This window comes from Kocuria atrinae (assembly GCF_039531425.1).
GTDB lineage: Bacteria > Actinomycetota > Actinomycetes > Actinomycetales > Micrococcaceae > Kocuria > Kocuria atrinae.
In genome coordinates, this window is sequence record NZ_BAAAQA010000018.1 from 15,519 (window position 1) to 41,717 (window position 26,199).

General features: G+C 64.6%; 26 protein-coding genes. 4 read left to right on the top strand and 22 right to left on the bottom strand.

What is annotated here, in order from left to right:
* Positions 1-5 precede the first annotated feature (5 nt).
* Positions 6-1,055: an N-acetyl-gamma-glutamyl-phosphate reductase gene (gene argC / locus ABD283_RS09355; protein WP_344224728.1), complete on the bottom strand. Its 1,050-nt coding sequence runs from the start codon at positions 1,053-1,055 to the stop codon at positions 6-8.
* A 174-nt stretch (positions 1,056-1,229) separates the two neighbouring features.
* Between argC and ABD283_RS09360 the strand changes: the two genes are divergently transcribed.
* A complete protein-coding gene (locus ABD283_RS09360; RefSeq protein ID WP_425552825.1) occupies positions 1,230-2,204 on the top strand; it encodes a quinone oxidoreductase family protein in 975 nt (324 codons plus the stop codon).
* Positions 2,205-2,327: 123 nt separating this feature from the next.
* Here ABD283_RS09360 and ABD283_RS09365 read toward each other — a convergent pair whose 3' ends face one another.
* The 9 genes from ABD283_RS09365 to infC form a co-directional block, all read right to left on the bottom strand.
* Complete coding sequence (locus tag ABD283_RS09365; protein ID WP_344224729.1) at positions 2,328-2,924, bottom strand: hypothetical protein; 597 nt, start codon at positions 2,922-2,924, stop codon at positions 2,328-2,330.
* Positions 2,925-2,941: 17 nt separating this feature from the next.
* Complete coding sequence (pheT, locus tag ABD283_RS09370; RefSeq protein ID WP_344224730.1) at positions 2,942-5,497, bottom strand: phenylalanine--tRNA ligase subunit beta; 2,556 nt, start codon at positions 5,495-5,497, stop codon at positions 2,942-2,944.
* Between the two features lie 2 nt (positions 5,498-5,499).
* On the bottom strand, positions 5,500-6,558 hold the full coding sequence (gene pheS, locus ABD283_RS09375) for a phenylalanine--tRNA ligase subunit alpha (protein WP_344224731.1): 1,059 nt from the start codon (positions 6,556-6,558) through the stop codon (positions 5,500-5,502).
* A gap of 124 nt (positions 6,559-6,682) precedes the next feature.
* Positions 6,683-8,176 (bottom strand): DHA2 family efflux MFS transporter permease subunit, encoded by a 1,494-nt coding sequence (locus ABD283_RS09380; protein WP_344224732.1) that lies wholly within the window; start codon positions 8,174-8,176, stop codon positions 6,683-6,685.
* A gap of 2 nt (positions 8,177-8,178) precedes the next feature.
* Positions 8,179-8,658, bottom strand: a complete 480-nt coding sequence (locus ABD283_RS09385; protein ID WP_344224733.1) for a (deoxy)nucleoside triphosphate pyrophosphohydrolase — start codon at positions 8,656-8,658, stop codon at positions 8,179-8,181.
* Positions 8,655-9,575 carry a TrmH family RNA methyltransferase gene (locus ABD283_RS09390; protein ID WP_344224734.1) on the bottom strand — a complete coding sequence of 307 codons (921 nt, stop codon included), beginning with the start codon at positions 9,573-9,575 and terminating at the stop codon, positions 8,655-8,657. The genes ABD283_RS09385 and ABD283_RS09390 overlap by 4 nt, the downstream gene beginning before the upstream one ends.
* Positions 9,576-9,583: 8 nt before the next feature.
* Complete coding sequence (rplT, locus tag ABD283_RS09395; RefSeq protein WP_016998297.1) at positions 9,584-9,970, bottom strand: 50S ribosomal protein L20; 387 nt, start codon at positions 9,968-9,970, stop codon at positions 9,584-9,586.
* A gap of 96 nt (positions 9,971-10,066) precedes the next feature.
* A complete protein-coding gene (gene rpmI, locus ABD283_RS09400; protein ID WP_016998296.1) occupies positions 10,067-10,264 on the bottom strand; it encodes a 50S ribosomal protein L35 in 198 nt (65 codons plus the stop codon).
* A gap of 125 nt (positions 10,265-10,389) precedes the next feature.
* The gene (gene infC / locus ABD283_RS09405; RefSeq protein ID WP_344224861.1) at positions 10,390-11,532 is read right to left on the bottom strand and encodes a translation initiation factor IF-3; all 1,143 of its coding nucleotides are present in this window, start codon (positions 11,530-11,532) and stop codon (positions 10,390-10,392) included.
* 339 nt (positions 11,533-11,871) lie between these two features.
* On the opposite strand from infC, the gene ABD283_RS09410 reads away from it, so the two are divergent.
* Entirely contained in the window at positions 11,872-12,297 is a 426-nt protein-coding gene (locus ABD283_RS09410) for a DUF1844 domain-containing protein (RefSeq protein WP_344224735.1), read from the top strand.
* On the opposite strand, the gene ABD283_RS09415 is transcribed toward ABD283_RS09410, so the two are convergent.
* From ABD283_RS09415 to ABD283_RS09445, 7 genes are all read right to left on the bottom strand, one after another.
* Positions 12,294-13,154 (bottom strand): SseB family protein, encoded by an 861-nt coding sequence (locus ABD283_RS09415; RefSeq protein ID WP_344224736.1) that lies wholly within the window; start codon positions 13,152-13,154, stop codon positions 12,294-12,296. The two genes, ABD283_RS09410 and ABD283_RS09415, sit on opposite strands and share 4 nt — an antisense overlap.
* Positions 13,147-13,896, bottom strand: coding sequence for a bifunctional 1-(5-phosphoribosyl)-5-((5-phosphoribosylamino)methylideneamino)imidazole-4-carboxamide isomerase/phosphoribosylanthranilate isomerase PriA (gene priA / locus ABD283_RS09420; RefSeq protein WP_344224737.1), 750 nt, complete (start codon positions 13,894-13,896; stop codon positions 13,147-13,149). Before priA ends, ABD283_RS09415 begins: the two co-directional genes overlap by 8 nt.
* 78 nt (positions 13,897-13,974) lie before the next feature.
* Positions 13,975-14,136, bottom strand: coding sequence for a hypothetical protein (locus ABD283_RS09425; RefSeq protein WP_344224738.1), 162 nt, complete (start codon positions 14,134-14,136; stop codon positions 13,975-13,977).
* Positions 14,133-14,858: an imidazole glycerol phosphate synthase subunit HisH gene (gene hisH, locus ABD283_RS09430; RefSeq protein ID WP_344224739.1), complete on the bottom strand. Its 726-nt coding sequence runs from the start codon at positions 14,856-14,858 to the stop codon at positions 14,133-14,135. The genes ABD283_RS09425 and hisH overlap by 4 nt, the downstream gene beginning before the upstream one ends.
* The gene (gene hisB / locus ABD283_RS09435; RefSeq protein ID WP_344224740.1) at positions 14,855-15,472 is read right to left on the bottom strand and encodes an imidazoleglycerol-phosphate dehydratase HisB; all 618 of its coding nucleotides are present in this window, start codon (positions 15,470-15,472) and stop codon (positions 14,855-14,857) included. The genes hisH and hisB overlap by 4 nt, the downstream gene beginning before the upstream one ends.
* 116 nt (positions 15,473-15,588) lie before the next feature.
* Positions 15,589-16,692 (bottom strand): histidinol-phosphate transaminase, encoded by a 1,104-nt coding sequence (locus ABD283_RS09440; RefSeq protein WP_344224741.1) that lies wholly within the window; start codon positions 16,690-16,692, stop codon positions 15,589-15,591.
* A gap of 37 nt (positions 16,693-16,729) precedes the next feature.
* Positions 16,730-17,089 (bottom strand): LysM peptidoglycan-binding domain-containing protein, encoded by a 360-nt coding sequence (locus ABD283_RS09445; protein WP_344224742.1) that lies wholly within the window; start codon positions 17,087-17,089, stop codon positions 16,730-16,732.
* Positions 17,090-17,395: 306 nt separating this feature from the next.
* On the opposite strand from ABD283_RS09445, the gene lexA reads away from it, so the two are divergent.
* On the top strand, positions 17,396-18,145 hold the full coding sequence (gene lexA / locus ABD283_RS09450) for a transcriptional repressor LexA (protein WP_425552826.1): 750 nt from the start codon (positions 17,396-17,398) through the stop codon (positions 18,143-18,145).
* A 109-nt stretch (positions 18,146-18,254) separates the two neighbouring features.
* Here lexA and ABD283_RS09455 read toward each other — a convergent pair whose 3' ends face one another.
* Entirely contained in the window at positions 18,255-20,315 is a 2,061-nt protein-coding gene (locus tag ABD283_RS09455; RefSeq protein ID WP_344224744.1) for an ATP-dependent DNA helicase, read from the bottom strand.
* Positions 20,316-20,317: 2 nt separating this feature from the next.
* Entirely contained in the window at positions 20,318-21,967 is a 1,650-nt protein-coding gene (gene hflX, locus ABD283_RS09460) for a GTPase HflX (RefSeq protein ID WP_344224746.1), read from the bottom strand.
* A gap of 86 nt (positions 21,968-22,053) precedes the next feature.
* On the opposite strand from hflX, the gene ABD283_RS09465 reads away from it, so the two are divergent.
* Entirely contained in the window at positions 22,054-22,677 is a 624-nt protein-coding gene (locus tag ABD283_RS09465; RefSeq protein ID WP_344224747.1) for a class I SAM-dependent methyltransferase, read from the top strand.
* A gap of 111 nt (positions 22,678-22,788) precedes the next feature.
* Here the strand turns inward: ABD283_RS09465 and dapF are convergent, their stop codons facing one another.
* From dapF to miaB, 3 genes are read right to left on the bottom strand one after another with little or no spacing between them, the layout of a single operon-like run.
* Positions 22,789-23,721 carry a diaminopimelate epimerase gene (dapF, locus tag ABD283_RS09470; protein WP_425552830.1) on the bottom strand — a complete coding sequence of 311 codons (933 nt, stop codon included), beginning with the start codon at positions 23,719-23,721 and terminating at the stop codon, positions 22,789-22,791.
* A gap of 22 nt (positions 23,722-23,743) precedes the next feature.
* Positions 23,744-24,679, bottom strand: a complete 936-nt coding sequence (gene miaA, locus ABD283_RS09475) for a tRNA (adenosine(37)-N6)-dimethylallyltransferase MiaA (RefSeq protein WP_344224748.1) — start codon at positions 24,677-24,679, stop codon at positions 23,744-23,746.
* Between the two features lies 1 nt (position 24,680).
* Positions 24,681-26,192, bottom strand: a complete 1,512-nt coding sequence (gene miaB, locus ABD283_RS09480; protein ID WP_344224863.1) for a tRNA (N6-isopentenyl adenosine(37)-C2)-methylthiotransferase MiaB — start codon at positions 26,190-26,192, stop codon at positions 24,681-24,683.
* Positions 26,193-26,199 lie beyond the last annotated feature (7 nt).

Sequence of the window (26,199 nt, forward strand, 5' to 3'; positions counted from 1 at the left end):
GTGTCTTAGGGCGCGAGGCCCTGGAGCTGGAGCCCGGTGGTCTCGTCCAATCCCAGCGCAATGTTGACGGACTGGACGGCACCACCGGCTGTGCCCTTGGTGAGGTTGTCCAACACCACGCTGACGATCAAGCGGTTCGCGTGCGCATCTACTGCGAGCTGGAGCGTGACGTGATTGGATCCGACCACAGACTTGGTGGTCGGCCACTGACCCTGGGGCAACACATGGATGAAGGGCTCGTCCGCGTAGGCATCTTGATAGGCCTTGAGCGCGGACTCGAAGGTGGTGCCATCAGCCAATGGAGCGGTGGCCGTGGTCAGAATGCCACGGGGCATCGGAGCGAGCGTGGGTGTGAACGAAATACTCACGTCCTGGCCGGAGGCCCAACCGAGGCCCTGCTCGATCTCGGGGGTGTGCCGGTGACCGCCGCCCACGCCGTACGGGGACATGCTTCCCATGACCTCTGCGCCGAGCAGGTGCGGCTTGGATGCCTTGCCCGCACCGGAGGTACCGGAGGCCGACACGATCACGATGTCTCGGGTCTTCACGAGGCCCGCCGCAACCGCCGGCGCAAGTGCGAGCAAGGAGCCCGTGGGATAGCAGCCGGGAACGGCGATGCGCGTGGCGCCAACGAGCTTCTGCCGTTGCTTGGCGCCGCTGGGGTCGATGATGAGTTCCGGTAGGCCATAGGGCCAGTGCCCGGCGTGGTCGCCGTCGTAGAACGCACCCCAGGCCTCAGAGGATTCCAGACGGTGATCCGCACCGGCATCCACGACCACGGTGTTCTCGGGCAGCTGGGCAGCGATCTCAGCGGATTGGCCGTGCGGTAGTGCCAGGAACACGATGTCATGACCGGACAGATTCTTCGGAGTGGTCTCCACGACCTCCATGTCCGCGAGCGCGCGCAAGTGCGGCTGCAAGGCGCCCAGTCGCTGGCCCGCGGTGGAGTGACCGGTCACGGTGGACACGGTGATCTCCGGGTGTCCGGCGAGCAGGCGCAAGACCTCTCCGCCCGCATAACCGGTGGCTCCTGAAACTGCTGCGGTGTACGTCATACCGGCCAGCATACCGCATGGATATACATAACAATCAATATTTATACATCGGGCCGCGATGGTTTATTACGCGCGTGGACGAGCGCGTCCCGTCAGGCTTGAACCGATCCCCGACGAGCGCAAGACTGACCGTGACCGTTGACTAGCGGCGCGTTTGCGCCCGAAGGAGGCACCGTGACCGACACGATGAAAGCTATTGCCGCGCAGGAAAGCGGCGGCCCGGACGTCTTGCAGCTGACCGATGCCCCCACCCCCGAACCCGGCCCGGATCAGGTCCTGGTACGCACCGCCGCAACCGGGGTGAACTTCATCGAGACGTATCAGCGCGAGGGCATCTACCCCGTCGAGCACCCCTTCACACCCGGTTCCGAAGGCGCCGGCGTGGTGACCGCGGTGGGTGAAAACGTCACGTCGGTGTCGGTCGGACAGCGCGTGGCCACCTCCGAGGCCACCCGCAGCTACGCGGAATACTTCGTGGTCGACGCGGCAAAGGCCATGCCGGTTCCGGACGAGATGTCCGATCACGACGCCGCCGCCCTCCCCCTCCAGGGGCTCACCGCCCACTACCTGGTGCGTTCCACATTCGAGCTCAAGCCCGAGCACACCGCGGTCATCACCGCGGCCTCCGGTGGCGTGGGCGGTCTGGCGATTCAGCTCATGAAACGCATCGGGGCCACGGTCATCGCGTTGACCTCGACCGCAGAGAAGGCGGAGACCGCACGTCAGCTGGGTGCTGATCATGTGCTGGGATACGAGAATTTCGCGGAGCAGGTCCGGGAACTGACAGACGGCCGCGGCGCGGATGTCATCTACGACTCCGTGGGTAAAACAACGTTCGATGAATCGCTGAAGGCCACGCGCGTTCGCGGCACGGTGGTGCTCTTCGGTGGGTCCTCAGGTCAGGTCCCGCCGTTCGACATCCAGCGACTCAACGGATCCGGCGCACTGTTCCTGACCCGCCCCTCTCTCGTCCATTACCTCCGGGATGCCGAGGAACGTGCCTGGCGGTGGAACGAATTGACGGACGCCGTGGTAGCCGGTGACCTCAAGGTTCGAGTGGGGGGCACCTATCCCCTGGCCGATACCGCGCAAGCGCACACCGACCTGGAATCCCGCAAGACCCAGGGCAAGCTGCTATTGCTGCCCTAGGTCAATGACCACGCGGACTCCCGAACGCGCAGCTCCGCGTACGACGAAGGGCCCGGTAAAGAACCGGGCCCTTCGTCATGCACTCTCTCGCTCACCCAGACTCGATGAGCTCACGAGCGGCGGTCAGCGTGTATGCCGATTGACCGCCCGCACGCCCCAGACCGTTCCCGCCAGGGACAACAATGCCAAACCGGCCAATACTGCGGCCTTCACGCGCTGACCCGTTACGGTGGAATCCGTGATGCCCTCGCCGTAGCTACCGGGGTCATCGGTTTCCATGACGCGCAACTGGCCATCCTCAACGGCCAACAGTGCGTCCACGGCCTCCGGGAAGTCCGAGTCCTGCTGTCCCGTCTCGCTACCGCGGAAGGTGATCTGGTCTCCGACCTCTACCTTGACCGGATCATTCAACTCGTTGTCGAACGGGTGGTCCTCCAACAGGTCGTTATCCGGCATGATGCCGGCGTAGATGCCGTTGAAGTCCTTGGTCACCAGATCGTGGGTCATGGTCTGGTACGTGCCCGAGACCACCATGGAATGACCGGCCCAATCCGCGAGTCGGCCCGCTTTGTCAAAGGCCAGTAGAGAGGCGACGGCGAAAATCAGTGACACCACGACACCCAGGAGGACGACCAGCACGATCCGCCAGCCGCCGGCTCTGGTACGCCGGGGCTGATCCTGCTCGTCGAAATCAAAGAACTCCTGGGCGTCGTGTGACAACGATTCTCCTTCTGGTGTCAGCCGCGCAGTTGCGCACCATGAGCGGCTTCCGCCGCGGCCACGGCCGCGGTGCGGGCCTCTGATGCTTCATCGGCGGTCAGGGTACGGTCCGAAGCTCGGAATCGCATGGCAATTGCCACGGACTTCTTGCCGTCCTCCACCCCGGTACCCGAATACACGTCGAACACACTGGCCGATTCCAACAACTCGCCAGCACCGGTCTCGACCGTGGCCAGAAGTTCCGCCGCCGGAAGATCCCCGTCCACGACGAGAGCCACGTCCTGCGTTGCCGCGGGGTATCCCGAAATCGACTCGGCTACAACGGACGGGATCTCTCGTTCGATCAGCGCCGAAAGATCCAGTTCCATCACGCATGTGCGCTCCGGCAGGTTCTGCGCAGCCACGAGCTTGGGGTGCAGCTCACCGGCCACGCCGATCGCCACGCCGTCAGCCGTGCTCAGTGTGGCCGTGCGGCCCGGGTGGAAGGCCTGATGCTGACCCTGCGTCACCGTGAGCTCCACGCCCAACACATCCGCGGCGAGCATGGCCGCGTCCAGGGCGTCCTGCCAATCCAGGCGACGCGGCGCGACCCAGGGCCCCGCAGCGGCGTCGTGACCGGCGAAGACTGCGGCGAGCTTGCGCGGCTGATCCGGGATCGCGGCGTTGAGACGCGCCAAGTCCTCTTCCGAGGGACGCTCACCCAGCGGCGGAATGGGCTGAGTGTCCGGCGAGTAGCCCTCAGGGAGGAATACGTGGCCGGATTCGAACAGCGCCAGATCGCGGAAACCGCGCGAGTGATTGCGTTTGAGCACTTCGAGCAGGCCCGGCAGGATGCTGACCCGCAGCAAGGGCTTGGCCTCGCTGATCGGGTTAGCGAGCTTGACCGATTCGACCGTGGTGCCTTCTTCAGCGGAGCCCCACAGGTTGTTCTCGTCCTGGGACACAAACGGGTAGCTGAGCACCTCGGTGAGGCCCGCGGCGGCCAGGGAATTGGCCACGCGGCGTCGTGCCGCCTGCCAGCGGGTGAAGCCACGGCCGGGAGGCGCGACAGGCAGTCGATCGGGGATCTTGTCGTAGCCGTCCAGGCGCGCAATCTCCTCAACCAGGTCTTCCTTGTCGCTCAGGTCCGGGCGCCACGTGGGCGGGGTGACCTTCCAGCCGTCAGCGGTCTCGAGGACGTCGGCACCGATCTCGCGCAGCGAGTGCTCGATGGTCTCGGGCGAGTAATCCACGCCCACACGAGATTCGGCGTATCCGGCGGGCAGGTCGATGTACTCGGGAGCAACCGTCTGATCGACGTCCGTCACGGCACCGGTGTCGGTACCGCCGGCGAGTTCGACCAACAGGTCGACCACGCGCTGAGCGGCCACCGGGGCGACCTGCGGGTCCACGCCGCGTTCGAAGCGCTTGGATGCTTCCGAGGGCAGCTTGTGACGACGGGCGGTGCGAGCAATCGAGATCTCGTCGAAGCGCGCGGCCTCCACCAGAATGCGCGTGGTGGAGGCCGAGACCTCGGTCGTGGCGCCGCCCATGACACCGGCCATCCCGATCGGGCCGGACTCATCCGTGATCAGCAGGTCCTCGGAGTCCAGCTCACGGGTCTTGTCGTCCAGCGTGGTGAGCTTCTCACCCTGCTGTGCCCGACGCACCGTGATGCCGCCCTGGAGTTTGTCCAAGTCGTAGTTGTGAATCGGGTTGCCGTACTCCAGCATCACGTAGTTGGAGATGTCCACGGGCAGGCTCAGGGAACGGACCCCGGCCAACCGCAGGCGGGACGACATCCACGGCGGAGTGGGCGCGGAGGGATCCACACCCTCGACCACGCGAGTCACGAATCGCGTGCAGCCCTGGCGACCGTGGATCGGTGCGTCGTCGGCCAGTGTGACCGAGAAACCGGATTCGGTGGCTTCCGGCACCTTGGGCGCCAGCTCAGCCACGGGATCGGTGAACGGCGAGCGCGTTGCATGGCAGTATTCGCGTGCCACGCCGCGCAGCGAGAAGCCGTAGCCGCGGTCGGGAGTCACGTTGATCTCGGCCGCGGAGTCGTAGAGGCCCAGCAGTTCCATGGCGTCCGACCCCAGCTCGGGGTCCAGTCCCAGGGTGGAGAGCACCAGGATGCCGTCGTGATCGTCGCCAATGCCCAGTTCGCGTACCGAGGCGATCATGCCCGCGGAGGTGTGACCATAGGTCTTGCGCGCGGAGATCTTGAAGTCTCCGGGCAGCACGGCCCCAGGCAGGGTCACCACAACCTTGTCGCCCACGGTGAAGTTATGGGCACCGCAAATGATGCCCTGTACACCGGACGGGTCGATGCCCTTACCGGTCAGGGTTTGTTCCTGACCCTCCGGAACCACGCGCACAGTGCACCAGTTCACAGTCTTGCCGTTGGAGTGGGTTTCCGGCTCCATGGTGAGCACCTGGCCCACCACGATCGGCCCGGAGAGCTCGTCCGTGGGGCGGTGGATGTCTTCTTCTTCGAGGCCCACCTTGACCAGGGTGGCCAGGACGTCCTCGGCGGTTGCGTTCTCGGGTACGGGCGCGTACTCGCGCAGCCATGACAAAGGAACTCGCATGATTAGATCTCCATCCCGAAGTGCTCGCTGAAACGGATGTCGCCCTCGACCATGTCGTGCATGTCCGGGACGTTGTTGCGGAACATCAGGGTCCGCTCGATACCCATACCGAAGGCAAAGCCCGAGTACCGCTCGGGATCGATGCCGGCCGCGCGCAGCACATTGGGGTGCACCATGCCGCAGCCGCCCCACTCGATCCAGCGGGGCCCACCCTTGGCGGTGGGGTGCCACACGTCCAGCTCGGCGGAGGGCTCGGTGAACGGGAAGTAATTGGGGCGCAGTCGGATCTGGGCTTCCTCACCGAACATCACACGGGCAAAGTGCGTGAGCGTGCCCTTGAGGTCGGCCATGGACAAGCCCTCGTCCACGGCTAGGCCCTCCACCTGGTGGAACACCGGGGTGTGGGTCGCGTCCAGTTCGTCCGTGCGGTAGGTCTTACCCGGGCACACCACGTACACGGGAAGCTCTCGCTCCAGCAGCGATCGCATCTGCACGGGCGAAGTGTGGGTACGCATGACCAGGTGCGAGGACGGCGGGTCCACGAAGAACGTGTCCTGCAGCTGGCGTGCGGGATGATCCGGCTTGAAGTTCAGGGAGTCGAAATTGAACCATTCGTGTTCGAGCTCGGGCCCGTCCGCGATCTCCCAACCCATGCCCACGAACACGTCGCCGATGCGGTCCATCAAGTTGGTGAGCGGGTGGCGCCCGCCCAGCCGCGTGCGACGCGTGGCCGCTGTGACGTCCACGGCCTCGTCCACGAGGATACGGGCGTCGCGCTCCTCTTCGAGCACCGCGGTGCGCGCGGCCACAGCCTTGTTCACGCGGCCGCGGGCCTGGCCGACGAGCTTGCCCGCCACGGCCTTCTGGGCCTTGTCCAGGCCACCGATCTTGCGGTTGGCCAACGCCAGCGGCGACTTCTCACCGGTGTGGGCCAGTCGCACGACCTTCAGTTCGTCGAGGTCTGCAGCTCCCTCGATCTCGTTGAGTGCGCGTTCTACGGCAGAGGTGACCCCGGCTTCGTCAGTGGGGTCCACCTCGATGGACGGTGTGGGTTCGGACATGGTTTCTCGCGTTCCTGCTCGCGGACGGGTTCAGCGGAAGACCTGGCGTCAGCGACGGCGCCGCGGTCCCCGTGTAAATGCCCGCAACGATCACGGTGCGGGCAGGTTCAGTCTAGTGGATCGGCTATGGGCTCTTCGTCTGCTGCTCTCCCCACCAGCGCGGCGGGGTGAAGAATGCCGCGGCAATCGCGCCCAGCAACAGCACCGCGGCCGGGAGCAGCAGGGTCTGGGTCACGGCTGCGGCGAATCCTGCCTGAAGCGCCTCGGGGAGACCACCCGCGCTCGACGACGCCGCGAGCGACGTCGTTCCCGCGCCCTCCGGGAGATTCGCGGCCAGTCTCGCCTGCAGCAGCACGGCGACCATGGCGGCACCGAGCACGGCGGCGACCTGGCGCGTGGTGTTGAAGACGCCGGAGCCGGCGCCCACGCGATCCGGGCGGAGATTGGAGGTCGCGGCGATCGAGACCGGGGACCAGACCATGGCGCTACCCAGTCCGATACCCAGCGTCATGACGGCCAACAACCACACCGGGGTGTCCACGCGCAGGGCAAAGGCATAGGCGGCCAGCGAGAGGGACATGATGATGAGTCCCGGGAGCGCGAGGGAACGCGGGGTGCGCTTGGCGAGCGACCGTCCCACGAGTGGCGCCAGAATCGCGGACAGCAACGACATGGGGGCGTAGCTCAAGGCAGCGAGCGTGGGATCGAGATCCCGGACGAGCTGAAGGTAAAGCATCGCGGGAATGATCATGGAGTTCACGGTGAAGCTGACCGCGCCGATCGCCACGTTGGCCAGCGAGAAGTTGCGGTCGCGAAACAGCGCGAGCGGTACCAGTGGCTCACCGCGGTTCTTGGCCTGCCACGCGACGAACGCGATCATCACGGCCACGCCGGTTCCGATGACCACGGGGATCGTGATGGGACCGACCACGGTGGACCAGCCGTACTTCTGACCCTCCTGCACGCCGAACACGATGAGGAACAGGCCCACGCCGGAAAGCACCACGCCCGGTATGTCCAGGGAATGGCTGCGGCGTTCGAGACGCGGAAGGTATTTGGCCGCGCGCCACAGGGCGTAAATTCCGACCGGAACGTTGACCCAGAAGATCCACTGCCAACCGGCCAGGTCCACGAGCACGCCGCCCAGGAGCGGTCCCACCAGGGTGGCGATGCCTGCCGTGGCTCCCCAGATTCCCATGGCGGTGCCGCGGGTTTCGCTCGGAAACATGCGGGTGATCACGGTCATGGTCTGGGGAGTGAGGATCGCCGCGCCGACCCCTTGAACCACGCGAGCGGCCACGAGACTTTCCAGGGTCCCGGCAAACCCACACCACAGGGACGCCAGGGTAAAGACCGACAGTCCCAGCAGGTACATGGTGCGCGGGCCGAAGCGATCCCCCAACCTACCGGTGATGAGCAAAGGGACCGCATAAGCGAGCAGGTAGGCGCTAGTCACCCACAGCACCCCACCAATGGGAGCATTCAGCCCGTCCATGATGGCGGGCACTGCGGTGGACACAATGGTGGCGTCCACCAGGATCATGAAGAAGCCCAGGACCATGGCCCACAGGGCGCTCCACGCGGCAGGATCCCGACGCGTTTCGGTTCGCAGAGCCATGGTCAGTGACCGCGGCGGGAGGCTTGAGGGCTCGCCTCCTGGAGTTGGTCGAGCAGGGCCTCCACGATGGGCAGGTCCGCCGGGATCCACTCGAGCTCGAGAATCGATGCGCGGTCATTCAATTCGACCCAACGCAACTGAAGGTGGTCCTTCCCCGCGGCCGGCTCACGTTCATCGATGACCACCGCGGTGAAGACACGCATGACGGCGGTTCCTTTGAGGGGCCATCCCTCCGGGTTCGGAGCGGGGACCTCGTCCAACGGGCGAACGGTCACGCCGAGTTCCTCGGTACATTCACGAACGAGTGCTTCTTCAGCGCCTTCTCCGGGTTCCTGTTTACCGCCCGGAAACTCCCACAGGCCACGAAGCTTCTTCGGGTAGGCGCGCTGAGCCACCAGCATGCGGGTGGGCGCCTGGGAGTTATCAAGGATGGCCGCGCCGGTGACCCGTGTGATCGGATCCTGCGCGGACGCGGTATTCATGAGTGAGCGCGGCGCTGGACTCGCGCCGAAGAGTACAAGCAGACTGTGGCTGCAGTGCCCACGTTGAGAGATTCTGCGGCTCCGTAGAGCGGCACGGCCACGGCCAGATCGGCGTGGGCCTTTTCATGGTCGGTGAGACCCTGGGCCTCGTTGCCGAACAACCACGCGGTGGGGCGGGACAGGTCGTATGGGGCATCGTCGGAACGTGCCACACCCGCGGACCGCAATAGCGCGGCGTCGGCGAGATCATCCACCGACACGTTTGCGTATCCGTCCGCAGCGAGAATTCCCGAGCCGCGCTCGTGGGCGGCGTGAGCGACGTCGACAAGGTCCGCTCCCGTGACGACCGGAACGTGGAACAGCGAACCGGCCGATGAACGTACGGCCTTGGGATTGAACGGGTCCACGCTGCCGGAGGTGAACACGGCAGCCCGGGCACCGGCGGCGTCCGCGGCGCGCACGACCGTTCCGGCGTTACCGGGATCCTGGACCCGGACCAGAACGCACGCCAGATCGGCCGGTGCCAGTGCAGCATGGAGGTCCAGGGCGGGAAGGGAGCAGACCGCCAGCATGCCCTGGGGCGTCACGGCGTCGGTCATGGCCGCCAGCACCTCGGAGGTGACCGCGCGGATGAACACTCCCCCGCGTTCGGATACGACTTCCAGGTCCGCGGCGATGTCCGGATGGCGGTCCAACTCGGATTCGGTGACGTACACGGCGTCGAGCCCCGGAAGACCGGGTGCCGGAGAATCAGAGAGCGCCAACCGCAGTGCTTCGCGCACGTTCTGGGGGCCCTCCGCGCGGAACAGTCCGCGTTTGGAACGAACCGAGCGCCTGGTCAACGCGGCTACGTCACGAACCCGATCGGCACGGGTGTTGGACAGCAGCCGGTCTCCCAGGCGCTCGGTGAAGTTCACGAGCCTGGTCAGGCAGCGTTGCGCGGTGCGGAGGTGTCCTCCGGCAGTGCGTCCTTGGCAACCTTGACCAGAGCGGCGAAAGCATTGGCGTCGTTGACGGCCAGCTCTGCCAGCATGCGACGGTCCACCTCAACCTCAGCAGCCTTCAGGCCCTGGATGAAACGGTTGTAGGTCAGGCCGTTGGCGCGGGAAGCAGCGTTGATGCGCTGGATCCACAGGCGACGGAAATCGCCCTTCTTCTTGCGACGGTCGTTGTAGGAGTAGGTGTACGAGTGCAGCACCTGTTCCTTGGCCTTGCGGTACAGGCGCGAACGCTGTCCACGGTAACCGGAGGCCATCTCCAAAATTTCACGACGCTTCTTGTGGGCGTTGACCGCCCGCTTCACACGTGCCACGTGTGTACTCCTTACGGTTCGGTTCCGATCACGATCGGAACAATCTCAAACTTCACTGCGCCGCTCTCACGGCACAAAACTTGGTGTAGCGCTGGCTTACTTGCCCAGCATCCGCTTGATGGCCTTGGCCTCGCCCGGGGTGCTCACGATCTGATCGCTCGCAAGGCGGCGGGTCAGTCGCGAAGACTTGTGCTCCAAGTAGTGGCGGCGGTTGGCCTGCTGACGCTTGACCTTGCCCGAACCGGTGAGCTTGAAACGCTTCTTAGCTCCACTGTGGGTCTTCATCTTCGGCATGGTGGCCGTCTCCTTTGGTTCAACCGGTGACGCACACCGGTGGGCCGCCGCTCGCAAGCGACGGCCACGCTTGTGTTGAGCGTGTTGCACGCCCAACGCTGTCAATTCACTGTGTGCTGCGCGCCTCAGCGCTTAGCAGGGCCCGGTTTGGGAGCTCCGGGCTTGGGGGCACCGGGCTTCGGAGCCGAAGCCGGCTTAGGGGCAGCCTTAGGCTTCTCCTCAGTCGCCTTGGGCTTGTCCTCGGCAGCCTTGGGTTTAGCCGACGCTGCAGCCTTTGGCTTGGCCGCGGAAGCCGCCTTGGGCTTCTCGGCCGATGCCGGCTTGGGAGCTGCCTTGGGCTTGGACGGCGACGCCGCTGCCTTGGGCTTCTCCTCGGGAGCTTCCTCAGCAACCTCGGTACGCTTTTCGGCTTCCTCCTCGGTCTCGGTCACTGCCGGGGCAGCCTGACCGATCTTGGGGTCCACCGCCGGTGCGTCCACGACCTTGGGCTCAGCCTTAGGGGCCTCGTCCTGAGTGGACTCGGCTTTGGTGTCCGCCTGGTCCGAGACCTTGGCCTGCTCAGTGTTCTGAACCGGGGTCTCTTCCGAGGTCTCCGGTGCGCTGGCCTTGCTCCGCAGTTCCTCCGGGAACGCATCCCCGATGGACTGGGTCACAGGGGCAGCCTTGGAGGTGTCCACCCGCTGCTTCCGCTCGTTGTCCGCCTTGGACTCGTCGCGCTGCTTCTGTCGACGGGCCTCAGCACGGGCCTCGGCCTTGTTCTTCAGCGGGCCGATGACCATGACCATGTTGCGGCCGTCCACGCGGGGGTTGGTTTCCACCACACCCACCTCGGCGACATCCTCCGCGAGACGCTCGAGCAAACGGACGCCCATCTCGGGACGCTGCTGCTCGCGACCACGGAACTGGATCATGGCCTTGACCTTGTCACCTGCGGACAGGAAACGCTTGGCGTGGCCGACCTTCGTCTCATAGTCGTGAGTGTCGATCTTGAGGCGGAAACGGACCTCCTTGAGCACCGTGTTGGCCTGGTTCTTACGTGCCTCACGAGCCTTGACCGCGGCCTCGTACTTGTACTTGCCGAAGTCCATGAGCTTGGCCACCGGAGGCTTGGCGTTGGGTGCGACCTCGACCAGATCGAGATCCGATTCGCGTGCTAGCCGCAGTGCGTCCTGGACGCGTACGATGCCAACCTGCTCGCCGCCGGGTCCGACGAGACGGACCTCCGGGACACGGATTCTGTCATTGATACGTGGATCGCTAATGCCAATCTCCTGATGTTCGTGGGTTTCCCCGTTGCTATGAACTACCGCAACAAAAAACCTCCGCTGCGATAGGCGCGAGCGGAGGTTGAAACCACACTGTCATCAGAAATTCCAAAGCATCACACACCTCACGGCGTGGACCTCGGATTTCCGGTCACTGACCCGGAGTCCTACAACCCGGTTTGACGCGGGCGGACGCGGGTGGGAGTTACCTCCACTTGCACACTGCCCAATAGTTTAGCGCATGGGACGCGATGAGTGCGAACCGTGGGAGTGATCCTCGACTCCCGCACCGTCCACAGCGGGCCGTCCTGTGGTGTCGCAGGACTGTTTTAGAGTAGATCCATGACCGATGCACCGCGCAACGAGCGCTTCGAATTCGACGACAACACCCAGGGCCACGACGCACACGGCGCCCCCGATGAGACCGTCGAGGCGGTCAATGAGCAAATGCGCGACATCGCGGAGGTTCCCGCGGTTGAGGTCATCACGACCGCCGCGGTTCACCTCATGAGCGCCGCGGCCGTGAAGTGCGGTCTGGCCGCCGGCGACGACGCCGAGGAACTCAAGGATCTGGACGAAGCCCGCAAGCTCATCACTGCTCTGGCCGGTTACGTCACCGCTGCCGCACCGGAGATCGGTTCGCAGCACGCCGCTCCCCTGCGTGACGGTTTGAAGTCCCTGCAGTTGGCCTTCCGTGAGGCATCTCCGTTCCCGGACGCTCCCGGTTCCGGTCCCGGTGAAAAGTTCACCGGCCCGGTGTTCGGCTAAGCGGTCAGGCGAAGCCCCAAGGAATCAACGTTCTCGGCCATGATCGGCTCGGTGACCAGCTTCTGCTGGTACTGGCCGATCGTGGCCTGAACCATTTCTTGGGTCAGTCCTGGAGTCAGTTGCAGCACGATCACGAGTTCCGGACCCGTGGCTCCGCCCTTCAACAGCGCGCCGTCCGATCGCTTCCCATTGATCCCGGGGCCCGGCTCGGTGCGTGCGGAGACAATGAGTTCCATACCGAGAGCTGCGCGCAGCACGGCGTCGTCCACGGACAGATCCGCGTACGACGGCGTCCAGGCCATGTCTTTCGCCACGCACCACATTGCGGGGCGACGCACCACGAAGGCCGGGTCAGAACCCGGATTCACAACCAGCAAATCCGAACCGTCCTGAACCGCGGACAGCGCTGCCTTGCGGATATCTACCGCAACGGGTCGCGCCTGAGAGTTCCACGCGGACAGTTCATCCACAGCGGTGAACACCGGCAGAGCCTTGCGACCGTCGGCGGTCCGCAGACTCACCAGGGCCATGTCGGCCTCCTTGTCGGAGACGAGCCCGTGTTCGGTGATCTCCGAATGGGAGACCTCTGCCACGATCGACACGAACACCCTGATGCCGGGGAGTGCGGCAACGACTTCGGATTCGGAGGCGCGCCCTTCTCGCCACGCTGCCAAGGCGGCGGCAATTCCGGGTGCCGCGGCGCCGTCGTCGTCGGGAAAGAGGTGTGTGTGGCTGGTACCCTCCCCCAGGTTGCGACCCTCCCACGCCTGGCCGCCGGTGTCCTCGCTACCGCCGGCCGAGCGCAGTTGCGCAGCGATGTGCGCGGGCAGCGGACGGGGGTCGGAGCTTTCAGGCATTCGGGCGGCCGGCCACTTCGAGAGCCTCGGGCAGCGTGAACTTACCCGCGTAGAGAGCCTTGCCCACGATGGCACCCTCGACGCCCACGGGCACGAGTTCGCGCAGCGCAGCGATGTCTTCGAGGGAGGAAACGCCGCCGGAGGCAACGACCGGCTTGTCGGTGCGACGGGCCACCTCGGCCAGCAACTCCACGTTGGGGCCCTTGAGCGTGCCGTCCTTGGTCACGTCCGTGACCACGTAGCGGGAGCAGCCGTCGGCCTCGAGGCGATCCAGGACCTCCCAGAGATCGCCGCCTTCCTTGGTCCAGCCGCGAGCGGCCAGGGTGGTACCACGAACGTCCAGCCCCACGGCGATCACTTCGCCGTGCTCGGCAATCACGCGCTGGGTCCACTCGGGGTTCTCGAGGGCGGCGGTGCCCAAGTTGATGCGGGCGGGGTTGAGGGAGAGAACCCGCTCGAGGGATTCGTCGTCACGGATACCGCCGGACATCTCGATCTTCATCTCGATCCGCTCGGCCACGCGACGCAGCACGTCGATGTTGTCGCCGCGACCGAAAGCCGCATCGAGGTCGACCAGGTGGAGCCATTCAGCCCCGGCTTCCTGCCACATGAGGGCAGCTTCCACGGGATCGCCGTACCCGGTTTCCGATCCTGCCTCGCCCTGGACGAGGCGCACGGCCTGGCCGTCCTGCACGTCAACCGCGGGCAACAGTTCCAAACGGGGGGTGGACTCCTGAGACATGGTTCTCCTTACCGGCGGTCAATACCGCTCAATGGATTTCAACGATTTGATGCCGCAGCCCACGCTGCGGCGAGGACACTACAGGGACGTGATCCAGGAATATCCGCCGTAAATGATCAGCGCCAGAGCGATGGCCGTCAGGAGCAGCACCGACCACAGAGGTTTCTTCTGCTGCTTGAAGGAAATGGCACCACCGGCGACAAACGCGCCCAGCACCATGGTCAACATGGCGAATGTCATTTCTCGACCTCCGCACCATGCTCGGGCATACGGTCTGCCATGCGACCGGTGCGCGGCAGCGTTCCCAACCAGTTGCGCAGCAGAGCGATGCCGGCCGCCGAGGATTTCTCCGGGTGGAACTGTGTAGCGCACAGGGCGCCGTTCTCCACCGCCGCCACGAACCGGCCGCCGTGTTCGGACCACGTGACACCTGGTGCCTTCATCCGATCGATGGTCTGATCGAAATTCCAGTCCTGCACGCCGTACGAGTGCACAAAGTAGAAGCGCTCACTCTCGATGCCTTTGAAGAGGACCGAGTCCTGGGGCGGTTCCACGGTGTTCCACCCCATATGGGGAACCACCGGGGCGTTCAACCGTTCCACCGTTCCGGGCCACTGGGCCAGGCCCTCGGAACGCTCACCGTGCTCGACGCCCTCATCGAACATGACCTGCAAACCCACGCAAATGCCCAGGACGGGACGGCCGCCACTCAACCGACGGTCAATGAGACGAGGAGCCTGAACCGACCGGAGGCCGTCCATCACGGCGGCAAACGCACCCACACCGGGGACCACCAGCCCATCAGCGTCCATGACGTCATCGGAGTCGGCGCTGAGCTTCACGCGAGCCCCTGCGGCTTCCAGCGCTCGCACGGCCGAATGCACATTGCCGGCACCGTAATCGAGAACGACGACACACGGGGCCTGTTCCGTCTCGGTCACCTGTTCATTACCGGGGTTCACAAAGCTCCCTTGGTGGACGGGATGGCATTTGCCATGCGGGCATCGGGTTCAACGGCCTCGCGCAACGCACGTGCCAGGGCCTTGAACTGTGCTTCCACGATATGGTGCGGGTCCCGACCGCGGATCACGTCAATGTGCAGGCACAACTGGGCGTGGTAGGCGAAGGACTCGAACACGTGGCGGGTCATGGAACCGGTGAAGTGACCGCCGATCAAGTGGTACTGCTGGCCTTCGGGCTCGCCGGTGTGCACCACGTACGGGCGACCGGAGACGTCGACGACCGCCGAGGCCAGCGCCTCGTCCAACGGAATGGTGGCCTGACCGAAGCGACGGATACCCCGCTTGTCGCCAAGGGCCTTGAGAAACGCATCTCCGAGCACAATGGCGGTGTCCTCCACGGTGTGATGCACATCGATGTCGGTGTCCCCGTGAGCCTGCACGTTGAGGTCGATCAGAGAGTGCTTGGACAGCGCCGTCAACATGTGGTTGTAGAAAGGCACCGTGGTCTCGATATTGGACTGGCCGGTGCCGTCCAGGTTCAGTTCCACGCGCACGGTGGATTCGCTTGTCACGCGTTCCACCACGGCCGTACGAGGTGAGTTGGTTGGGGACATAACGGGGTGTGACTCCTCGAATTCTGCAAGCGCCTACCGGATACAGCGGCGCTCTCCAGTTTAGTAGGCGGACCTGATGGGCCCGCTCGGTGACGGACAGGTGACTTACCCGCGGGTCATTTCTGCTGCAGGTAGTTCTCCACGGCGGATAGGAACGCGGTGGTCTCATCCTCCGTGCCCGCGGTCACGCGCAAGTGGCCCGGGATACCGACATCACGCACCAGCACGCCCTGATCCAGAAGGCTCTGCCACATGTGCTGGGCATCCGCCATGCCTCCGAAGAACACGAAGTTGGAATCGGACTCCGCGGGTTCGAGGCCCATGCGCTTGAGATCGTCAACAATGCGGTCCCGCTGCATCTTGATGTCTTCCACGGTGCTCAATAGGACATCGCTGTGCTCGAGCGCAGCAAGCGCTGTGGCTTGGCTGACCGCCGACAAGTGGTACGGCAAACGGACCAGGCGAATGGCGTCCGTGACTTCGGGGGCGGCAGCGAAATACCCCAGTCGGGCACCGGCCAGCGCAAAAGCTTTACTCATGGTGCGGGTGACGATCAGCCGGGGGCGCCCCTGGAGCAACGTCAGCGCGAATGGTGTACCGAAGCGAGCGAATTCCGCGTACGCCTCATCGACGATGACCATGGAGTTGGATTCTTCCGCGGCCTCGTATACTGCCTCGACGACATCCAGGCCCAGGGCAGTACCCGTGGGGTTATTGGGTGAACACAGGAACACCACGTTCGGCCGGTGCTCTCGGACCTGGGCTGCGGCGGACTCCGCAGTCAACGTGAAATCATCTGCGCGCTGACCCGCAATGAATTCGGTCCCGGTTCCGGACGCGAGCAGGGGGTACATCGAATACGTCGGCACGAAGGTCAGAACGGAACGGCCGGGCCCACCGAAAGTCTGCAAGATTTGCTGCAGGATCTCGTTGGATCCGTTGGCGGCCCAGAGGTTGTCCGCCTCGAGATCGTGGCCCAAATAGGAAGCCAAGGCAGTGCGAAGTTCAGTGAACTCGCGATCCGGGTAACGATTGAGCTGTCCTGCGGCCTGGGACACGCGTTGCGTGATGGCATCCACCACAGGTTGCGGGACGGGATGGGTGTTCTCGTTCGTGTTCAGGGCAACCGCAACATCCAGTTGGGGTGCTCCGTACGGGGACATGCCCCGCAGATTCTCACGCAGGGGCAGGGCTTCTAGGCGATCGAGATTGTGGCTCACTCCCCTAGCTTAAGCGCCGGGCAGTACTTCCCACGATTCAGGGTGCGGGGATCTCCAACAACTGACCGGCGGAAAGCTCAGATGACGCCAATCCGTTGAGCTCGACGATGTCATCCATGACCTCGCGAGTATCGCGCTGCGGGTCAGCCGCATAGGCGATCTCCCACAGGGACTGGTCAGATTGAACGGTGACGGAGTGGGTCACCGGCTCACTCATGGGATCGGTGTTGGCCTGGACAGTGGACGGCAGTAGGAAAATGACCGCGACCACCAACAGTGCGGCGGCACCCGTGATGAGCGGCAGCCCGATGAAGACAAACCGTCCGCGGCGGGTCAAATTGAGCTTGGGTGCGCGGGTGATGGATCGAGCGCTGGCGGGCAAGATATGTGTGGTCATGGCAACCTCCTGGTGATCTTTCCGGTGACCGCGGGATGAAGCGGCAGGGTGTTCGAACCCTTTCCCCGGCGTTAGAACACGTTTTCGAATATCTGCGTTAAGTTCTAGCACGGGTGTACGAACCTTGTCGAGAGAAAAATCGAACATGTGTTTGAGTCCTCACTCTTGGCGCACTAGTCTTGAAGCAACGTCCGTACTAGTTGATCGAACATCTCTGACACGCATAAGCGGCAGGATCGAACTCGGCGGGTACAGAGTTCGTCGCGGTTGACCCGCGGTCGGAAAATGGTGAAAGGACCCCAGCTCGTGAGCACACCTTCCCCCTCCGGTTCGGAGTCCCAGCGGCCCCAACGGCCGTTGACGGCGCGCCAGCGCACCATCCTGGGTGCGGTGCAGCGAGCCATCGGTGACCGTGGTTATCCCCCATCGATGCGCGAAATCGGGGACATCGTGGGCCTCGCATCTCTGTCGAGCGTGACCCACCAGCTGGGCCAACTCGAGAAGCTCGGGTACATCCGTCGTGATCCTCGACGCCCCCGAGCCATGGAAGTACTGCGTCCGCTCTCGGAGGCTGAACTGGCGAGGGAACTCGGTGACCCTGAACCAGCCGAGCAGTCCACGGCTCCCGCCGCCGGATCGGTGCACAACGTCACGCAGCTGCCCGCCGGTAGCTCCGACGACTCCATGGCCTCGGTGCCATTGGTCGGTCGAATTGCCGCCGGTGGCCCCATCACGGCCGAGCAATCCGTCGAAGACGTGTTCTCACTGCCGCGCGAATTTGTGGGCCACGGCGATCTCTTCATGCTCAAGGTGTCCGGCGATTCAATGATCGACGCCGCCATTTGCGACGGTGACTGGGTCGTGGTGCGCCAGCAGAACACAGCCGTGAACGGAGAGATCGTCGCGGCGCTGCTCGACGATGAGGCCACGGTCAAGACCTTCCGTCAGCGCGACGGTCACACGTGGCTCTTGCCGCAGAACACCCAGTACGAGCCCATCCTGGGAGATCACGCCACCGTGATGGGCAAAGTGGTCTCCGTTTTCCGCTCACTCTGAGACACCCTCCCAACCTTCGAATCAGGCCCGGTAGGTGAACACACCTACCGGGCCTGATGTCTATGAGTGGAGTTCGTGCAGCGACTGCTGAGCGGTTGGCCGAGCCGAATTACTGCGAGCTACTGAGCCGTTTCAACGCGCCGAGCACTTTGGTCTTGTCTGCGGTGGGCCACAACGGTGGCAGGGACTTGGTCAGGAAGGTCCCGTAGCGCGCCGTCGCGAGCCGGGAATCCAGGACCGCAACCACGCCTCGATCGTTGTGGGAACGAATCAAACGTCCCGCGCCCTGGGCCAACCTCACTGCCGCGTGGGTGGCGGAGACGGCCATGAACCCGTTCCCCCCAGCGCGTTCGGTCGCCCTGGTTCGAGCGGTTCCCAGGGGGTCGTCGGGACGAGGGAAGGGGATGCGATCGATGACGACCAACCGGCATGAGTCCCCGGGCACATCAACGCCCTGCCACAGACTTATGGTGCCGAAGAGGCTTGCTGTGGGGTCGTCCGTGAAATCCTTGACCAGCGATGGCAAGGATGCTTCTCCCTGGCAGAGAATTTCGGTATCGATCAGCTCTCGTAATTTCTCAGTGGCTTCTTCGGCGGCGCGGCGGGAGGAGAACAGCCCCAGGGCTCCACCGTTGGACGCCTTGACGAGTTCAGCGAGTTCGGCGAGTTGATCCTCGGACACTCCCCTGCCCGGCTTGGGCAGATGCCGGGCCACGTAGAGAATGCCCTGCTTGGGGTAGTTGAACGGGCTCCCGACATCCACCCCTCGCCACGGTGGTGCACCGGACCCCTGCAGTCCGAGGGCTCCGGCCACGGATGAGAACGATGACCCGACCGCCAATGTGGCCGAGGTCAGCACCACCGTACGGCCGTCGAAAAGTCCCTCTCTCAGGGCTCCCGCCACGCTGAGCGGGGCAATGTTAAGGGTCGCTGGTTCGCCCGCGTCCGGTGACACGTACCCGGAAGACTGGTCCCAGCGGCCTACACGAGAGATCCACAGAACATCATGGTCCGAATTGGCATTGAGCATGCGATCAGCGGTGTCCAGGATCTCTGAGAGTCGCGATCGCGCGGCATGCCTACCCGCGTCCTCTGCGTTGGAATCGCCCTTGGTTGCGCTGAGTCCGGCGCGCGCTGCGTCCTGGACACCGCGCACCGCGTAGACCTGCTCCTCGGTGAACCCCCGCGGCAGCAAGCCGTTGGGATCGCTGTTGAAAGCTCGGTCGAAGGCGTCCGCGGCCTTATCGAGATCCTCGTGTGGTGCGGCAGTGTGCTTACGGACTCCGCTCGCCGCTGCGCGAACCGCCGCGCCGGACAGTGCACCCGTGACCGCGCCTGTGACGCGGTCCTGCAATTCATGGGCCTCGTCCACGACCACCACATCGTGTTCGGGCAACACCGCCAAACCTTCGAATGCGTTGATGGCCAGCAATGCGTGGTTGGTGATCACCACGTCCGCCTCGCCGGCCGCCAGCCGAGCCTTCTCGGCAAAGCATTCTTCGATCAGCGGGCACTTGCGCCCGATGCACTCACGAGCGGTCACGGAGACCTGCCGCCACGCGGCGTCTGAAACACCCGGTTGCACGTCGTCCCGGTCCCCGGTTTCGGTGGACTCGACCCACTCACGCAACCGTTTTACCTGTTGCCCCAGCTTGCCCACGGCGGCCTCCCCGCCCCGTGCGGAACCGGCCGGCGCCGCAAGATTGAACAGAGCGGCGTCGTCATCGGTGGGATAACCACCGCCGATCTTATGGAGGCACGCGTAATTGGAACGGCCCTTGAGCAGAGCCACATTGGGCCGGTGATCCAAATGCTCCTCGACCGCGTCCAACACGCGCGGCACATCGCGTCCGGTGACCTGCGATTGAAGGGCCAAGGTCGCGGTGGAGATGATCACGGGTTTATCCGCAGTCTGGGCATGCTCGAACACGGGAACCAGGTAGGCCAGGGACTTACCCGTGCCCGTGCCGGCCTGAACCAGCAGGTGTTTGTGCGTGTCCAAGGCCTCGGCCACCTTGGCGGCCATGAACCGCTGGCCTTCACGCCGCTGCCCGCCCATGGCGGTCACTGCGGCGTCCAGGAGCTCGAGCGAATCCTTGGCCCCGGGCAGGGTTTCGGGGCGAATGTCCGAAATATCTCGCCCGGTCTCATCGATGAACGGGTCAGCCATACCTATGCGGTTTCCGCACCGTTCTGGCCCGGCAGCGTGTCCTGTGACGACGCCGCTCCAAGCCGATACTGCTCGAGTTCCGCCACAAGGTTCCCCCGCACGCGCACGCGCAGCCGAGTGCCTTCCTCGGTGTGCTCCGTGCTCAGGATCTCCGCGTCTTGGGCGTGCAACCGTGACACGACCTCACCGTGGACGTACGGAATCAGCAGATCCAGCTCGTGATCCGGGCGCGGAATCGCGCGCGAGATCAGCTGCTTGAGTTCCTCGATGCCCTCGCCCGTGCGCGCAGAAACCGCGACGGACGGGCTCTCGTGATTGAGCAAGCGGCCCAGGACCACTGGATCCGCAACATCGGATTTGTTCAGCGCCACGATCTCCGGAATGTCGGTGGCACCCACGTCCGCGAGGACATCTCGGACAGCTTTGAGCTGGCCCTCGGGGTCCGGGTGGGAGGCATCGACCACGTGCACGATGACATCGGCGTCAGCTACTTCTTCAAGCGTGGAGCGGAATGCTTCGACCAGCTGCGTGGGCAGTGAGCGCACGAACCCGACGGTGTCCGAAAGCGTGTAGCCGATGCCGTCAGGAGTTTCTGCCTTGCGCACCGTGGGATCCAGCGTGGCGAACAGAGCGTTCTCCACGAGCACGCCCGCGTCCGTGAGGCGGTTGAGCAGCGAAGATTTGCCCGCGTTGGTGTACCCGGCAATGGCCACCGACGGAACGGAGAACCGCTTGCGGTTGAGCCGCTTGGTTTCGCGGGCGGGCTTCATGGCTTCGATCTCGCGGCGCAGCTTGGACATGCGCTGACGAATACGGCGGCGGTCGAGCTCGATCTTGGTTTCGCCCGGGCCACGAGAACCGATACCTTCACCAGCCGCCGCGCGACCGCCGGCCTGCCGGGACAGTGACTCGCCCCAACCACGGAGGCGGGGAAGCATGTATTCCAGCTGGGCCAATTCGACCTGCGCCTTGCCCTCCTTGGACTTGGCGTGCTGGGCGAAGATGTCCAAGATCAGACCGGTGCGGTCGATGACCTTGACCTTGACCACGTCCTCCAACGCGCGGCGCTGGGACGGTGCGAGTTCTGCATCCACAACCACGGTGTCCGCGCCGGTTGCCGCAACCACGTCCTTGAGTTCGATGGCCTTACCCGAGCCCAGGTACGTTCCGGGATCCGGGTTCACTCGGCGCTGGAGCATGCCGTCCATGACCTCGGAGCCGGCAGTTTCCGCGAGTGCTGCGAGCTCACGCAGGGAGTTCTCCGCGTCCGCCAGAGTGCCGGCGGACCACAGGCCCGCGAGCACCACCCGTTCCAGACGAAGTTGGCGGTATTCGACCTCGGTGACATCTTCGAGCTCGGTGGAGAGTCCGGCGACTCGGCGCAGCGCGTGTCGTTCGGCAAGGTCTTGCTGTTCGCCGTCCGCGTCGGAGAACTGCGGATCCTCGTCGAGGAGTTCGCGTGCGCGGCCCAAGGCCTCCCTGCGCTGTTCGGTGGCATCCTGAGTGTCGTCGCGAAAAACGGCGGGTTCCTTCTGCGCGTGAGCGCGAGCCAGAACCCTGGCGACGACGTCTTCGAGATCGGCGCCCGAGGGTTCCCCAGATGTCACCGGTGCGCGGTGTTGGGAGTCTTCGGGGCGGTGAGATTCAGTCATAATTCCTTGATCTGCAAGCTGCTGATAATTCGTTCAGTCTATCGCTGCGCCCCGACACGGAGCACTGAGAGATAACATGTGGAGCCATGGCCCCAGAACCGCACAGTGCGCATTACTTTGTGACCGATCCGTCCCTGCCGGAGAAGCCCCGGCAGATTTCAGTGGACCTGCGCGGTCGCGAAGTGCGAGTTCAGACCGCCGCCGGAGTGTTCTCCCCCGGTGACCTGGACAAGGGAACCGCCGCGCTGCTGCGCAACGTTCCTGACCCGAGCGGCCGTCAATTCTTGGATATTGGTTGTGGCTGGGGCCCGTTGACCCTGGCCATGGGGCTGGCTGATCCGGAGGCCACCGTGACAGCGGTCGACGTCAATGACCGCAGCCTGGACCTCACCCGCCGAAACGCCGACGCCCACGGGCTTTCCCACGTGGAGACCTTCCGCCCCGAGGACGTTCCCCAAGATCGCCAGTTCGACACTGTGTGGTCCAATCCGCCCATTCGCGTGGGTAAGGAGGCACTCCACGAGATCCTGCTGACGTGGCTACCTCGCTTGGCCCCTGGGGGCACCGCTTGGCTGGTGGTTCAGAAGAACCTGGGCGGCGATTCACTCCAGCGTTGGCTCAGTACGGTCCTGGACGCCGCAGAGTTCACGATCGAACGTACTGCCACGGATAAAGGGTTCCGGATCCTTACAGTAGAACGCTCGCGGTAGCGCTACCATTCCCGACTCCGGCCCCGCGGCCTTTCACTCGGACCGTGACGTGGGAACAGCAACCCGACCCAGGCCTGTTCGGCAGCCCAGGCGCCCGGCTACCGGCCCTCGCTAGACCAGGATGGCGCGAGCCACCACGCGAGTCGGACCGGCCAACACCACGTGCTCGGTGCCGTCGGTTGCCGGCACGAATGTCACGGACAGTACACCGCCCGGAACTTCCACCAACCAGCGATCCGGAGCATCGACACCGCCCCAGAAGCGGGTTGCCGCAGCTGCCGCACAGGCACCGGTACCGCACGAATGGGTCTCCCCCACTCCGCGCTCGAACACTCGCATGTGGATACGGCCGACCTCGACGTCGTCGTGATCCACGGGCACCACGAACTCAACGTTGGTGCCGTCCTCGGGCTCCGGAGAAACCGACGGCGCGCGGCGAAGATCCAACTGGTCCAGCTTGTCCTCCTCGGACAGAGCCACCACCGTGTGCGGGTTTCCCATGCTGATGGACAGACCCGGGCGAGGGACGTTCAAACCGTCGGTGGTCACCACGGCGTCCGAACCCTTCTCACGGGCATCTTCACCAGCCATGAAACTCCACGGACCCATGTCCACGGCATAGCCGCCGTCCGTGCGGGCCACGGAGCGCACCCCCGCGCGTGTTCCGATGCGCAGCTGTGATCCCTGCGGGAGCTCCACCAGCCCCTCACGCACCAGGTGGTCCACGAATACACGAACCCCGTTGCCGCACATCTGGGCAATGGAGCCGTCAGCGTTGCGGTAGTCCATGAACCACTCGACCGAGGGGTCTTGATCGAAGAGTTTGCGACCTTCCGGTAGCTCGGTAGTCCGAACCGCGCGGATCACCCCGTCAGCGCCCAGGCCCATATGACGGTCGCACACGGCCGCCACGGTGTCCGCTGTCAGCGAGACCTCCCCGTATTCGTCCGTGAATACCACGAAGTCATTGCCGGTTCCGTGGGCCTTGACCACTTCATGGTTCACCAGTTCACGCCAGTCCACGGTCTTCACTCCCCGATCCACAGTTTCAGTCACGGCCGTCAGTTTACGCGGCCTCAATCATCCTCACGGCATCACGTGCGAGTGCGTCCACGCCGCCCGGATGTCCCGCGTCGAGCCAGTGCACCCGCGGGTCCGCGTGGAACCAGGTGCGTTGTCTCTTGGTGAAGCGCCGGGTGGCCACCACGGTGTCCTCCCGGGCCGCTTCAAGGGTTCGCTCCCCCGCCAGTACATCCAGAAGTTGGGGATATCCCAGGGCCTTTCCCGCGGTGGGGCTCTCACGCAGTCCTCGCCGTTCGAGCTGGCGCACCTCGTCCAACCATCCCGCGCTGAGCATCCCATCGATACGTTGCGCGAGACGCTGGTTCAGCAGCTCTCGGTTCATATCCAAGCCGAATTGGATCGTGGGTCTCACGTACTCACGCTGCGGCATGAACGAGGTGAACGGCCGCCCGGTGACTTCGTAGACCTCCAGGGCACGTACCAGCCGCCGGTCATCCTTGACGCGCTCTGCAGATTGGGGGTCGACGTCGTTCAGTCGCGCCAGGAGCTCGCGCCGCCCTTGCTCGGCCAACTCGTTCTCAAGCCGGGCACGGACCGCGGGGTCCGTTCCGGGGAATTCAATCGCGTCCACGGCCGCGCGAACGTACAGTCCGGACCCACCGGCGAGAATCGGCACTTTGCCGCGCCCGGCGACGTCGTCGATGGCGGCCCGAGCATCCGTCTGGAACCGGGCGACGGAGGCTTCCTCCGAAATATCCATGATGTCCAAGAGGTGGTGCGGAACCCCGCGCCGCTCGGCGACCGAAAGCTTGGCGGTGCCGATGTCCATGCCCCGATAGAACTGGAGGGCGTCCCCGTTGATGACCTCGCCTTCGAAGTGCTCGGCGAGGGCCAGCGCTAGATCCGATTTACCAGTTCCGGTGGGGCCGACCACGGCGATCAGCGGTGCGCCGTGGGCGGGCCAGGAGAAAACGGCCACGCTAGTTGGTGCGCAGGGTGGGCATGCCGAGTCCGACGGCGCCTGGTTTACCTGAACTACCGGTGCCGCACGATTCTGCCTGGGCAGCTTCCCAGGCGTCCCCGCCTCGGGAACGGCGCAGCGAGTATTCGGAGGCGTCCTGAGGATCGGCCAGGAGGTGGTAGGCGGCCGCCGCCGTCACGGGGACCGTCACGAAGTCACCCGGGCGCGGGGCCTCAGCGCCGTCAGGCACGGAGAAGTGCACGAGCCGCTGGTCCTGCGAACGACCGCTCAGGCGGTGGGTGCTCTCCGATTTACGGCCCTGGTGTGCGCTGATCAGGACCTCCACGGTGGAGCCGACCAACTGCTGGTTCAACCGTGCACTGATTCGGTCCTGCAGAGCCGTTAGTCGTTCGAAACGCTCTTGGACAATGTGGTGCGGAACCTGATTCGCCATCTCGCCGGCAGGGGTGCCAGGGCGAATCGAGTACTGGAAGGTGAAGGCGGAAGAGAACTCGGAGGCCTCGACCACGTCCATGGTGGCCTGGAAATCTTCCTCGGTCTCACCGGGGAAGCCAACGATGATGTCCGTGGTGATGGCTGCATTGGGGATCTGTTCGCGGACTCGGTCAAGAATTCCGAGGAACTTCTTGGACCGGTAGGAGCGTCGCATGTCCTTGAGGATCTGGTCCGAACCGGACTGCAACGGCATGTGCAACTGCGGCATGACGTTGGGCGTCTCTGCCATCGCATCGATCACGTCGTCTGTGAACGCTGCGGGGTGGGGGCTCGTGAAACGAACACGTTCCAGACCCTCGATCTCACCGCACGCGCGCAGGAGTTTGGCGAACGCACCGCGGTCACCGAACTCCACACCGTAAGAGTTGACGTTCTGACCCAGGAGAGTGACTTCCACCGCGCCCGAGTCCACGAGCGCCTGCACCTCAGCCAGGATGTCACCGGGCCTGCGGTCCTTTTCCTTACCGCGCAGCTGAGGCACGATGCAGAACGTGCACGTGTTGTTGCAGCCCACCGAAATGGAGACCCACCCGGCGTACGTCTGTTCGCGTTTGGTGGGCAAAGTGGAAGGGAAAGTCTCGAGCGACTCGAGGATCTCGACCTCGGCCTGGTGATTGTGGCGAGCACGCTCCAGAAGAACCGGCAACGAACCGATGTTGTGGGTACCGAACACCACATCCACCCACGGGGCCTTGTCCACGATGGTGGAACGGTCCTTCTGCGCAAGGCAACCGCCCACGGCGATCTGCATGCGCTCGTTGCGCTTCTTGGCCGGTGCCAACTGACCAAGCTGGCCGTACAGCTTGTTATCCGCGTTTTCACGCACCGCGCAGGTGTTGAACACCACGAGATCGGGGTCTCGATCCACGGCGGGCACGTAGCCGGCTTCTTCGAGCAGACCGGTGATGCGCTCCGAATCGTGGGCGTTCATCTGACAGCCCAGGGTGCGCACCTCATAGGCGGGCGCGGGTAGATCAGAGGCGGAGGGGGCGGCATTTGCCAGGGTGTCGGTCAGTTGAGTC